Origin of the sequence: Halobacterium sp. DL1, assembly GCA_000230955.3 — an archaeon.
Taxonomy (GTDB): Archaea; Halobacteriota; Halobacteria; order Halobacteriales; family Halobacteriaceae; genus Halobacterium.
Genome location: CP007060.1, coordinates 967108 through 979870, shown reverse-complemented (window position 1 = coordinate 979870; position 12763 = coordinate 967108). Strand labels below are relative to the sequence as shown.

Genomic DNA, 12763 nt, shown 5'->3' with positions numbered 1-12763 from the left:
AGTATGCACGTAGACCACGTCGGCGTCGCCACTGACGACGCCAGCAGCCTCGCAGACCTCTACACCGAGTTGTTCGACGCGCCCGTCGCGCACGAGGAGACGTTCGACGGCCTCCGCGTCGTCTTCCTCGAACTCGACGGCGAGGGATACTTCGAACTGCTCGAACCGGTTGAGGACGGGACGACCATCGGGCGATACCTCGAGAACAACGGGAGCGGCATCCACCACGTCGCGCTCGCCACCGAGGACATCGAGGCGGCGCTCGACACCGCCCGCGAAGCCGGCGTCGAACTCATCGACGAGGAACCGAGAGACGGCGCGTGGGGCCACGACGTCGCGTTCCTCCACCCTAAGTCGACGGGCGGCGCGCTCGTGGAGTTCGTCGAGCACTGACAGTCAGGAGTCGTTCACGGCGTCTCGCTCCGGAACGTCCGGGTCGGTGACGTACCCCGCGGCGTTCTCCGGGAGTTCGTCGAACCACTCGACGTCCAGAATCTCCTCGTCGGCGTCTTCGTCCCAGCGCTCCGGGTAGCGATCCGCCTCGCCGCCGGCGTACGCTGCGGTGAAGAAAACGGAGAGCAGGTAACCGCGGCGCTCGGGGTCCTCGCGGTGGACGAACCGGCGGCGCTTGACCTGCCAGACGCCCGTGAGTTCGCAGTCGACGCCCGTCTCCTCCCACACCTCACGGACTGCGGTCTCCGCGAACGACTCGCCGGGTTCGTGTCCGCCCGCCGGCAACACCCACTGTCCGGGGTCGCGCGGGTGGCGGATGAGGAGGACGCGGCCCTCGTCGTCGGTGACGCGCGCTCCCGCCCCACCCCGGCCGCCGGCCTCGAAGAACGCTGTGCCGTGTTCGAACAGGCCGGGGTCGTTCTCGACCGTCTCCTCGTGGACCGGGAACTCGCCGTACGTCTCGCGGAGTGCGTCGATGCGGCGGTCTATCTCGCGCCTGGAGCGAACGCTGATGGCCACGGAGACGCGACTAGTCGGCGTCCGGACAAGTCGATTTCGGTTACGGCGCGGGGCCGAAGCTCTCGACCTTCGCCGTCTCGGTGTCGAAGCCCGCGGCGTCGAGGGCCTCGACGGCCTCCTCGCAGAAGTCGCTGAACCCGTAGACGAACGGCGCAGCGTCGGGACTCTCGGCGATGGACTGCACCGCGTCCGAGAGCGCGCCGGTGACGAAGACGACGCGAGCGCCCGCGACGGAGAGGCCGGCGAGTCGCTCCTCGTGGACCGGTTCGTCGTCCCGGTAGACGAGCGTTACGTCCGCGTCTTCGGTGATTGCGCGTTCCGCGATGCCGATGGCGGGCCCGACGCCGGGGCCGCCCGCGAGCAGGACAACAGACTTCTCGCCCTCGTAGTAGTCGTCGCCGTAGGGGCCCTCGATTCGGACCTCGTCTCCCGGTTCGCGGTCGGCGAGCCACGGTCCGAGCGTCCCCTCCGGGTCGACCCCGACGGTGACCTCGAACGTGCCCTCGACGGTCGGCGAGGACAGCGTGTAGTAGCGCCCCTCCTCCTCGCCGTCGAACTCCGCGAGGATGCGCACGAACTGTCCGGGTTCGGCCGCGAACTCCGCCGGCGCCTCGAACGTCAGTGCGACGGTGTCCGGTCCGACCTCGCGGACCTCGCGAACCGCAACTGCAGTCTCGTCCATGCACCGAATTCACGGTCGCGGTTCAAATGGATTGGCTTCCGGCCCCACCGTCACGAGTCCGTCGGCGACCCCGGTTTCGCCACGGCGTGCGCAGTAGACAGTCGGGCGGTACTGAGTTCCTGAGACACCAATAGGCCCACCCCTGGGCCAAGAACTGGACGTTCGTCCAATTCAACACGAGTCGAGCGCTGAGTCCGGCGTTTGGACGCGGAATGCGGCTTCAGAAGCCTTTTTGCTCGCGGCGCGGCAAGCCGCTAGCACATGCACGACGACCTGAACTGGGCCATCGGCGGCGAAGCCGGCGATGGAATCGCTTCGACCGGCAAAATCTTCGCTCAGGCGCTCTCGCGCGCCGGCCGGCACGTGTTCACCTCGAAGGACTTCGCCTCTCGTATCCGGGGTGGCTACACGGCGTACAAGGTCCGGACGTCGGTCGACCAGGTGCAGAGCGTGGTCGACCGCCTCGACATTCTCATCGCGCTCACCGAGCGCACCGTCGACGAGAACCTCGACGAACTCCACGAGGACTCCGTCATCATCTACGACGGGGAACGAACGGAGTTCTCGGACTTCGAAGCGCCCGAAGACGTGACCGGGCTGGACGTCCCGCTGAAGTCGCTGGCCGAGGAGGCCGGCGGCGCCATCATGCGGAACGTCGTGGCACTCGGCGCCGTCTGCGCCGTCGCCGACTTCCCCATCGAGAACCTCGACGAGTCCCTGGAGAAGCGCTTCGGTGACAAGGGCGAGAGCATCGTCGAGAACAACAAGCAGGCCGCCCGCCTCGGCTCCGAGTACGTCGAGGAGAACTTCCCAGCGGAGGGCCCCCGCTACTCGCTGGAGACGACCGACAACGACTACGTCCTGCTGAACGGCGACGAGGCCATCGGCATGGGCGCAATCGCCGCCGGCTGCCGGTTCTACGCCGGCTACCCCATCACGCCCGCGACGGACGTGATGGAGTACCTCACTGGCCGCATCGACCAGTTCGGTGGTCACGTGGTCCAGGCCGAGGACGAACTCGCCGCCATCAACATCGCGCTCGGCGCCGCACGCGCCGGCGCTCGGGCGATGACCGCGACGTCGGGCCCGGGCATCGACCTGATGGCCGAGACGTTCGGCCTCGTCGCGACCAGCGAGACGCCGCTGGTCATCACGAACGTGATGCGCTCGGGTCCCTCCACGGGGATGCCGACGAAGCAGGAGCAGGGCGACCTCAACATGATGCTGAAGGGCGGCCACGGCGAGGTTCCGCGCTTCGTCGTCGCGCCCACCTCCGTCGCGGAGTGCTTCCACAAGACCGTCGAGGCGTTCAACCTCGCCGAGAAGTACCAGATACCGGTCTACCTCACCGCCGACCTCTCGATGGCGGTTACCGAGCGCACCTACGAACCCGACGAGTTCGACATGGAGGCGGTCGAGGTCGACCGCGGGAAACTCGTCGATGAGGGCGAGATATCGGCCTGGCAGAACGAGAAGGAGCAGTTCAAGCCCCACGCCGACACGGCCGACGGCGTCAGCCCGCGCGCGCTCCCCGGTACGAAGGGCGGCGTCCACATGTCCACGGGCCTCGAGCACGACGAGCTCGGCCGACGGACCGAGGACACGGACGTCCGCGTCGAGCAGGTCGACAAGCGCTACCGCAAGGTCGACACCGCGATCGAACAGGAGAACTTCGACTACCGCGAGTTCGGCGACAGCGAGGCCGACAGCCTCGTCATCTCGTGGGGGTCCAACGAGGGGACGCTCGTCGAGGCCCTCGACTACCTCGACGCCGACGGCGTGGACGTCCGCGTCATCTCGGTGCCGTACATCTTCCCCCGCCCCGACCTCAGCGACGAGGTCCAGGCTGCGGAGACGGTCGTCGTCGTCGAAGCGAACGCGACCGGCCAGTTCGCCGACGTCGTCGAACACGACGTCCTCGAGCGGGTCGAGCGCATCAACAAGTACGACGGCGTCGACTTCAAGGCCGACGAACTCGCCGCCGAGATCAAGGAGACCCTAGCATGAGCTCAGAGAACGTCCGATTCACCGACTTCAAGTCCGACAAGCAGCCCACGTGGTGTCCCGGCTGTGGCGACTTCGGCACCATGAACGGGATGATGAAAGCACTCGCCCAGACCGGCAACTCGCCCGACGACACGTTCGTCGTCGCGGGCATCGGTTGTTCGGGCAAGATCGGGACGTACATGCGGTCGTACGCCCTCCACGGCGTCCACGGCCGCGCGCTCCCGGTCGGCACCGGCGTCAAACTCGCTAACCCCGACCTCGAAGTGATGGTCGCGGGCGGCGACGGCGACGGTTACTCCATCGGCGCGGGCCACTTCGTCCACGCCGTCCGCCGGAACGTCGACATCACGTACGTCGTGATGGACAACCGCATCTACGGCCTCACCAAGGGCCAGGCGTCCCCGACCAGCCGGTCGGACTTCGAGACGGCGACCACCCCCGAGGGCCCGAAGCAGCCCCCGGTCAACCCGCTCGCGCTCGCGATGGCTGCCGGCGGCTCGTTTATCGCCCAGAGCTTCTCCTCGGACGCGAAGCGCCACACCGAGATCGTCCAGGAGGCCATCGAGCACGACGGCTTCAGCCTGGTGAACTGCTTCAGTCCCTGTGTCACGTTCAACGACGTGGACACGTACGGCTACTTCCGGGACAGCCTCGTCGACCTCTCGGAGGAGGACGACTACGACCCGTCTGACTACGACCAGGCGAAGGACGCCATCCTCGAGGCCGACAAGGAGTACATGGGCGTGCTCTACCAGAACGAGGACTCCGTCCCCTACCACGAGGCCCACGGCATCACCGAGAACATGGCGGACATCCCGGACGGCGCCCCCGACGGCGCGACGGACCTCGTCCGCGAGTTCTACTAACGGACCTTTTTACTGCGGAGGGTCGCCTTCGGCGACCCCCACTTGCAAAAAGCTACGCTAAAAACTCCCTGCGCTCACTTCGTTCGCGCAGTGAACGGCGCGCTCCGCGCGCCGATGCTGGCCTCGTACGCCACCGGACCAAAGTTTACCCCGCTTCCACCCGTCGTTCCAGAGGTGACATCCTACTGGGACGAACGCCACGAGATGTCCGTGGACCCCACGACTGACGCGGACGTCGCCGACCAGAACGGCGTCCGCCATCTCGTCTTCCTCGCGCGCGTCGACGACGAGAGCGTCCGCGAGACGCTGCGCCCGACGCTCGACGCGCTGTCGGAGTTCGACTGTCTCGCCGTCGTCCCCGAGCAGTACCTCCACGTGACGGTGACCATCGCCGGGAACGTCGGCTCCGGTCAGCGGCTCTCCGAGCACGAGGAGGAGCGCGTCGCGGCGGCGGGCCGAACGGCGTTCGCGGACGCGTCGGCGTTCGAGGTGACGTTCCCGCAGTTGGACCTCTTCCCGTCCGTGGTGTTCGCGTCGGTGGACGACGGCGGGTCGTTCGAGGGCCTGAACGAGCGGGCGTGTGGTATCGACGGCATCGAGGTCCACGGCCGCGACGAGGGGTACGTTCCGCACCTCACGCTCGCGCAGTTCCGGTCTCGCGATGAGTACGAGGACCTCCTCGCGTGGCTGGAGAGCAACCGGTCACTTGAGGCGCCGTCGACGCGAGTGACCGACGTCGACCTGGTGGCGGTCGACCGCGACGAGCGATTCCCGGAATTCGAGACGGTGGCGCGGTATCCACTCGCCCACTGACCAGGGGCGTCGGCGCGGGGAACACCGTGCTTTTCCTGACTGGCCACGAGGAGACGGCTATGACGGACACACTGCCGGAGCCGTTCCGGTACGACGCCGAGGTCGACCCCGGGGAGAAACGCCACATCCGCTACGAGATCGGGGAGACGTACCTCGGCGACCCCGTGGAGATGCCAGTGACCGTCGTCAACGGGGACGCTGGCGGCCCCACGGTGTTCCTCTCGGCTGGCGTCCACGGGGACGAACTGAACGGCGTGAAGGTGCTCCAGGAGGTCGCCGACCGCTACGAACCGGGCGACCTCCACGGGACGCTGGTCTGCCTGCACGTGGTCAACGTCCCCGGCTACCTCGCCCAGCAGCGCGACATCCCCATCTACGACCAGGACCTCAACCGGTCGTTTCCCGGCCGGGAGCGCTCGAACACCGCCGAACGGATGGCCCACGAGGTCTACCGCCGGTTCGTCAGCCAGGCAGACCTCGGCATCGACCTCCACACGTCGACGCGGAACCGGACGACGATGTACCACGTGCGCGCGGACATGTCGAACCCCGAGGTCGAGCGCCTGGCCGAGGCGTTCGGCGCGAACGTGATTCTGGACGGCGCGGGCGACGGCGGGTCGCTTCGCGGCGTCGCGACCGGGGACGGCATCCCGACGGTCACCGTCGAGATGGGGAAGGCCCACCGGTTCCAGCGGCCGCTCATCGAGAAGGCGAAGACCGGCGTCGAGAGCGTGCTAACGGAGTACGGGGTCCGTCCCGGCGGCGAGCGCGCGGACCCCCACTGGCAGAAGATTCTCGGCGGCGACCAAGAGAAGCGGTGGCTCAGAGCTGACACGGGTGGCCTCGTGGAGATGCAGTGGGGGCCGGCGCCCCTCGTCCACGAGGGCGAGACCATCTGCACAATCAGCGACCACTTCAGCAGCGAGGAACACGTCGTCACAGCGCCGTTCACGGGGATTCTCGTCGGGGTCCTCGAGAACCCTGTGGCGCTGCCGGGGCACCCGCTCTGTCACCTCGCACGCATCGACGCCGAGACCCACGCCGAGATAGAGCGGGAGATCGAACGCGGCGAGTTCGACGGCTACCGCTCCCTCGGTCTGCGGTGGATGGGCGACGGGACAGAAGCGGAGTGACCGCGGTCGGCGCGTCGTCGAGTCGGCGCCGCGGGAATTGCGCCCTCTCGCGGGCGTCAGGAACGTTCCCGCGTGTTTTTTATCGTTGACCTGAATTAGTTTGCGTAACCATGGCCAGGGACGCAGCCAGCCGCCGTCTCCGTCGGCCCGCGACCTCCGGTCCGGCCACCCACCGGTCGGGCCGCCGGTCCGAGCGCGACGGGCGTGGCCGCCACACGAGCGACCCCTCCGAGGAGTTCTCCTATGTCTGAGCATTACGACGTCGTCGTCGCCGGCGCCGGCCCGGCAGGAGCACAGTGCGCGAGAGACCTCGCCCGACGGGACTACGACGTCGTGGTCCTCGAGACCGAGTCCGAGGACGGGTTCCCCCGGCAGTCGAACAAGTCGACCGCGGGAACGTTCGCGTCGATGACCGGCGCGTTCGGGATTCCGGACGACGTGGTGATGCATTACACCGACGACGTGATCCTCGAATCCCCCAACGAGCACTTCGTCCAGCACCAGCCTGGTGCGGTCCTGGAGTTCGCTGACTTCAAGCGCTACCTCGTGGCCGACGGCCGCGATGAGGGCGCGGAGTACCGCTTCGACTCGCGCGTGAACAACCCCATCGTGGAGGATGGGGAGATTGTGGGCGTGAAGTACGCGGGCTCCGAGGAACTGTACGCCGACATCGTCGTCGACGCCACCGGGCCGGCGGCCCCGCTCGCGAAGAAACTCGGCGTCTGCGACCTCAAGCGCAAGCACCAGGCCATCGGCGTGGAGTGGGAGATGGAGGGTGTCGACGTCGACCACGAGGACTACGCAGACCTCAGCGACGCGATGATGCTGCGCCTCGACCACGACCTCGCGCCCGGCGGCTACTCATGGATCTTCCACACGGGCGAGGACACCGCGAAAGTCGGCCTCTGTTACATCCAGAACGAGAGCTACCAGCGCTTCGGGAACTCGGGGATGGGCATCGACGACTACCTCGGCTACTGGCTGGAGTCGGACCCCCGCTTCGAGAACGCCGAGAAACTCGAGGGCAAGCAGCACCGCGGGTCGGCCCACATCCAGATGCCCAGCAACCTCAGCACGGACAACTTCATGGCCATCGGTGACACCGTCCCGACCATCGACCCGCTGTGGGGCGAGGGCATTCACAAGGGGATGGAGTCCGCCCGCGCCGCCGCCATCACCGCCGACCGCTGCCTGATGGGCAACGAGCAGGACACCTCCGCGGACTCGATGTCCGTCTACGACGAGCTCTGGCACAGCCGCGTCGCGCCCGACATGCGTACCCGGCTGACGATGACCCAACTGCTCTACCTCGCGCCGAACGAGCGCTACGACACGCTGATGCGGGACCTCAACGACGCCGAGATGGAGACGCTGAGCCAGGCCAACGAGGGCGGCTGGCGCTCGCTCACGAAGCTGTTCCACCTGAGCGACCTGCCGCTGCTCGCGCGGTTCGCGAAACAGCGCCTCGCCGAGTAGCCCCGGGTTCGCGCCCAGGTGGGGTCTCGCCGGAGCCCCAATTCCTAACCGCGCGCCTCTCCTTTCCCCGACCATGTCACAGGACTCGGAGCGACGCGCACCGCTATCGAACGGGATACCCACCCTCGGCATCGGCACCTGGCAGAACGAGGACCACGACCAGTGCGCAGAGAGCGTGCGCACCGCACTCGACCACGGCTACCGGCACGTCGACACCGCCCAGGCCTACCGCAACGAGGAGGCGGTCGGCCGCGGCATCGCGGAGGCTGACGTCGACCGCGAGGACGTCTTCCTCGCGACGAAAGTGTGGACCAGCAACCTCGCGCACGACGACGTCCTCGAGACGACCGAGGAGAGCCTCGACCGCCTCCGCACGGACTATCTCGACCTGCTGTACGTTCACTGGCCGGCCAACGAGTACGACCCCGAGGAGACGCTGTCGGCGTTCGCGGAGCTCCGCGACGAGGGGGCCATCGAGCGCATCGGCGTGAGCAACTTCGAGCCACGTCACCTCGACGAGGCCCGCGACGTGCTCGGCGAACTGCCGTTCGCGAACCAGGTGGAGTTCCACCCGCTGCTCCCCCAGGAGGACCTCCAGGCGTACGCCGCGAACGAGGACCTCGAACTCGTCGCCTACTCGCCGCTCGCGCGCGGCGAGGTGTTCGATATCCCCGAGATACAGGACGTCGCCGAGAAGCACGGCGTGAGCGAGGCCCAGGTCAGCCTCGCGTGGGTCCGCGAGAAGGGTGCGACCGCCATCCCGAAGGCCACCGGGCGGGACCACATCGAGGACAACTTCGCCAGCCTCGACGTCGAACTCGACGACGAGGACGTCGAACAGATCGACAGCGTCAGTGGACGGGACCGGCAGGTCGACCCGGACTTCGGTCCCTGGAACTGAGATAGCGGCCGCTTCGCTCGGTTCTCCCGTCTTCGAGGCCACGTCCAACAGTTGCAATTTCGTCGACGCGATGGAGGACTCCGGGTGACCGGACTCCGGGTGAACCCGGTGTCGTGCTCAGGGTTCGAGACGGTCGGGGTCCCGCGGGAACAAGATCGCCTCCTTGACGTTGTCGACGCCGGCGAGCTGCTGGATGAGGCGGTCGATACCCAGGCCGTACCCCCCGTGGGGCGGGACGCCGTACCGGAACGCGTCGAGGTAGAATTCGAAGTTCTCCGGGTCGACGCCCTGCGCGGTCATCGTCTCCCGGAGGCGGTCGACGTCGTGTTCACGCTGGCCGCCCGAGGAGAGTTCCTGCCCGCGGTACAGCAGGTCGAACTTCCGGGAGGCGACGTCGTCGCCGGGGACGCCCTGCATGTAGTAGAACTTCTCGTCGGGGTAGCCGACGACGAAGACGGCGGGGTGGCCGCGCTCCTCGAAGTACTCGCCGAGCAGGCGCTCGCCCTTCGTGTCGAGGTCGGTGTCGTCCTCGGGAACGTGGTCGTACTCCTCGCGGAGAATCTCACGGGCCTCCTCGAAGGTGACCCGCGGGAAGTCCTCCTCGGGGACCGCCAGGTCGGCGTCGAGGACGTCGAGTTCGCGGCCCGCGCGTTCCACGACGGCCTCGATGGTGTGCCGCAGGGACTCCTCCTGGACGTCCATCACGTCGTGGTGGTCCTCGACGTAGCCGAGTTCGACGTCGAACATCGCGATCTCGGAGACGTGCCGGGAGGTGCCGAAGTCCTCCGCGCGGAACGCGTGCCCGACCTCGAAGAGGCGGTCGAAGCCCGAGGCGACGAGAATCTGCTTGTACAGTTGCGGGCTCTGGGAGAGGTACGCCTCCTGGTCGTAGTAGACGACCGGGAAGAGGTCTGCGCCGCCCTCCGCGCCGGCGGTCGACAGTTCCGGCGTGTCGACCTCCTCGAACTCGTTGTCGTAGAACCACGACCGCATCGCGCCCATCGCTTTCGAGCGCAGCGAGAAGACGGCCCGGCTCTCGGGTTTCCGGACGTCGAGGTGGCGCTCGTCGAGGCGCGTCGAGAGGTCGGCGTCGACGTCCTTCGAGATCTCGATAGACAGGTCGCCGCTGGCCTCGCTGACCACGGTCAGTTCCTCGGGCGCGAGTTCGACGCCCCCGGGTGCCTGGTCGGTCGCCTCGAGCGTGCCGCGGACCTGCACGATGTCTTCGCTGGACAGCGCCTCGGCGCGTTCGAAGACCTCCGGGGTGTCGTCCTCCTTGACCACGACCTGCAGGAGACCGGTGCGGTCGCGGACGACCACGAAGAGGATGCCGCCGAGGTCGCGGAGTTCGTGCACATGACCGGCGATGGTGGTTTCGCTGCCGTCGTCGTCGGGCGATACGTCGTCGATGTAGGTTCGTTCGAGCATGGGTGTGTGGGTGTCTGCGAGCAGTCGGCTGCGGTACCGACCCCTGGTGAGGGGCGACCGGTCGGAACGGACGATAGAAGTTTGTGGTGCACCTGCTCACGCAGGCACATTATTCGCGACCACGGCGACACGCCGACCGGCCGACAGGCGACGCCACTGCGAGTGGGACGTCGACCGGAGTAGGCGCGTCGCCGCTACCATCTCTGCCTCCAACTGACCACCTGCGGTTTATAGCAGTTTTGAAGACGAGTGACAGCGGGACGCTACGCCTCGAGAAGTGACCCGGAGCGCTCTTTCGGCGGCAGCAAAATGGCCCGACTTACATGTAGCCGAGGTCGCGCAGGCGCTCCATCAGGTCCTCCTTGTCCTGGGCGCGGCCGGCGCGCTCGGTGGTGTTGTCGAGGTCCTGGAGCCACGCGGGCTCCTCGGCGGCCTTGTCCGTCGACACCTCGCTGCCGAGCGAGCGGAAGCCCTTGAAGTACTTGGGCGAGACCGGGATGTCCTCGTGGGTGAGGCCGTTCGGCAGGTCGTCGTAGCTCTGGGGGACGTAGCCGTCGTCCGGGTAGCCCTCGACCGTCTCGGGGACGACGTAGTACCAGAAGGCGTCCCACACCGCGGCCTCGTCGAACTGGAGGATGGGCTGGATGCGGTCGTGGGGCGGGTAGACGTCGGGGTCGTGGCGCGGGCTGAAGAACGTCTCGTCCGCGCGGGCCTCCTGTTCGTCCCAGCGAATACCGCTGAGGATGCCGTCGACGTCGTACTCCTCGAGGGCGTTGTTGAGCGCGACGGTCTTCAGGAGGTGGTTGCCGACGTAGGTGTCCAGCAGGAACGGGAAGCTGTCCTCCTCGTACTCGAGGAGGTCCCGGACGTGGTGCTGGTTCTGGTCGTTCAGTTCGTCGATGGGGATGTCGTCGCCGGGGGTGAGCCCGTTGGCGTCGACGTAGTCCCCGACGTCGGTGTTCTGCGCGTAGATGACCTCTAAGTCCCACTCGTCGGCCCACTTGTCGACGAAGCCGTGGAGTTCGTCGAAGTGCTGGAAGTGGTCGATGAAGATGGCTGGCGGTACCTCGAGGTCGAACTGCTCGGCGACCTCCTTGACGAGGTACAGCGTGAGCGTGGAGTCCTTCCCGCCGGTCCACATGATGGCGGGGTTCTCGTACTGCTCGAGGCCCCTGCGGGTGACCTCGATGCCCTTCTCTATCTTGTCCTGGAGCGTCGGGTAGTCCTCTGAGGATTCGCCTTCGCCGTCACTGTAGTCGACGTCGAGGTACTCTGGGAATGCCTCGCCCATACCAGCGGTGTCAACGCCGCTCCGTATAGGCCCTTGGTTCTCGGCGCGTCTAACCTCGCTACGGACCGGGGGTAGGAGCCGCCTTCTGAAGTGCGGTTTCGGCGATGTTGCCGCCGTAGTCCGCGCTCCGGGAGAGGGAGTCGACGACGAGACCGAGGTGCTGGGCCTGGCGGGCGTCGAGGTCGTGCAGAAGGTCGTCGACGGCCCGGGTCTGTTCGTCGATCTCCCGGACCTCCGCTCGCGCCTGGTTGGCGAGCTGGGTGGCCGTCTCTGGGTCGTCGGCGAACAGCGCGTCCATCGCGGTCTGGATGATGTCGGTGGCGTCGGCCTCGAGGTCGTGGAGTGCGTCCATCACGGCCTCTGGGACTTCGGCGTCAAGGTCCTGGGTGACGCGACTGATCTTCGCGGCGTGGTCGGCGACGCGCTCGAGCTGTCGCGCGCTGGAGTGGTAGTCGAAGGCCGTCTCCCGGGAGACGCCGATCTCCTGGGCGACCGTCGGTGAGCGCAGCGCCCCGCGGTAGATGCGGGAGACTACGTACCAGAGGCGGTCGACGTCGTCGTCGCGCTCCATCACGTCCTGTGCGATGTCGGGGTCGCGGTCGCCGAGCGCCTGCAGGGCGTCCCCGAGCATCGAGACCGAGATGAGGTGCATCCGCCTGACGGCGTTGTGGATCGAGAGCTCCGAGGAGTCCAGCAGGTCCTGGATGACGACGCGGTTGCTCGTCTCCTCGAGCACCTCGAGGCCGACGAGGCCCTGGGTGGCGTTCCGGATGACACGGCGCTGGTCGGCGTCGATGCGGTCGGCCTCGAGAACGAGCACGTCAAAGCCGCTGACGTACATCGTCATGACCGCGCGCATGAGTTCGTCGCCCTCCATCCCGGAGATGTCGAGGGTGCCCTCGTCCTCGTCCCCGGACGTGACCGGTGTCAGTAGCAGCGACCCGCTGTCCGGGTGGAAGCCCACCTCGTCACCGGCCTCGACGTCGTGGTCCCGGGCCCAGTCTTTCGGGATGGACACTGTGAACGTCGACCCGCCCGTGACCTGGACCTTCCTGCGTTCCATGTCCGGGCGTTTGGACCCACCCCATATAAATCCATTCAAGCATATATATTTTCCAGCCGGCGTTACCCATACCCCGATACCGGAACCAGAGAGCCCTCTTCCGCGCTTAGGAGCGCCCTACAGAATAAGTT

Annotated in this window: 12 protein-coding genes; 7 read left to right on the top strand and 5 right to left on the bottom strand. The window is 67.2% G+C overall.

Annotated features, from left to right (window positions below):
• Positions 1–3 precede the first annotated feature (3 nt).
• Entirely contained in the window at positions 4–393 is a 390-nt protein-coding gene (locus HALDL1_06515) for a methylmalonyl-CoA epimerase (GenBank protein AHG03287.1), read from the top strand.
• 3 nt (positions 394–396) lie between these two features.
• On the opposite strand, the gene HALDL1_06510 is transcribed toward HALDL1_06515, so the two are convergent.
• Entirely contained in the window at positions 397–972 is a 576-nt protein-coding gene (locus HALDL1_06510; GenBank protein AHG03286.1) for an ADP-ribose pyrophosphatase, read from the bottom strand.
• Between the two features lie 40 nt (positions 973–1012).
• Positions 1013–1654, bottom strand: a complete 642-nt coding sequence (locus tag HALDL1_06505) for an oxidoreductase (protein ID AHG03285.1) — start codon at positions 1652–1654, stop codon at positions 1013–1015.
• Positions 1655–1915: 261 nt separating this feature from the next.
• Here HALDL1_06505 and HALDL1_06500 point away from each other — a divergent pair, with 261 nt between their 5' ends.
• From HALDL1_06500 to HALDL1_06475, 6 genes are all read left to right on the top strand, one after another.
• A complete protein-coding gene (locus tag HALDL1_06500) occupies positions 1916–3661 on the top strand; it encodes an oxoglutarate--ferredoxin oxidoreductase (protein AHG03284.1) in 1746 nt (581 codons plus the stop codon).
• Positions 3658–4527 carry a 2-oxoacid ferredoxin oxidoreductase subunit beta gene (locus HALDL1_06495; protein AHG03283.1) on the top strand — a complete coding sequence of 290 codons (870 nt, stop codon included), beginning with the start codon at positions 3658–3660 and terminating at the stop codon, positions 4525–4527. Before HALDL1_06500 ends, HALDL1_06495 begins: the two co-directional genes overlap by 4 nt.
• Before the next feature lie 174 nt (positions 4528–4701).
• Entirely contained in the window at positions 4702–5340 is a 639-nt protein-coding gene (locus HALDL1_06490) for a hypothetical protein (GenBank protein AHG05209.1), read from the top strand.
• Positions 5341–5399: 59 nt separating this feature from the next.
• Positions 5400–6473, top strand: a complete 1074-nt coding sequence (locus tag HALDL1_06485; GenBank protein ID AHG03282.1) for a succinylglutamate desuccinylase/aspartoacylase — start codon at positions 5400–5402, stop codon at positions 6471–6473.
• Positions 6474–6716: 243 nt separating this feature from the next.
• Positions 6717–7949 (top strand): FAD dependent oxidoreductase, encoded by a 1233-nt coding sequence (locus HALDL1_06480; protein ID AHG03281.1) that lies wholly within the window; start codon positions 6717–6719, stop codon positions 7947–7949.
• Between the two features lie 73 nt (positions 7950–8022).
• On the top strand, positions 8023–8850 hold the full coding sequence (locus HALDL1_06475) for an aldehyde oxidoreductase (protein AHG03280.1): 828 nt from the start codon (positions 8023–8025) through the stop codon (positions 8848–8850).
• A 117-nt stretch (positions 8851–8967) separates the two neighbouring features.
• Here the strand turns inward: HALDL1_06475 and HALDL1_06470 are convergent, their stop codons facing one another.
• The 3 genes from HALDL1_06470 to HALDL1_06460 form a co-directional block, all read right to left on the bottom strand.
• Entirely contained in the window at positions 8968–10278 is a 1311-nt protein-coding gene (locus tag HALDL1_06470) for an aspartyl-tRNA synthetase (protein AHG03279.1), read from the bottom strand.
• 319 nt (positions 10279–10597) lie between these two features.
• Complete coding sequence (locus HALDL1_06465) at positions 10598–11569, bottom strand: nodulation protein (protein ID AHG03278.1); 972 nt, start codon at positions 11567–11569, stop codon at positions 10598–10600.
• Between the two features lie 58 nt (positions 11570–11627).
• Positions 11628–12632, bottom strand: a complete 1005-nt coding sequence (locus HALDL1_06460; GenBank protein AHG03277.1) for a histidine kinase — start codon at positions 12630–12632, stop codon at positions 11628–11630.
• Between the last annotated feature and the right edge of the window lie 131 nt (positions 12633–12763).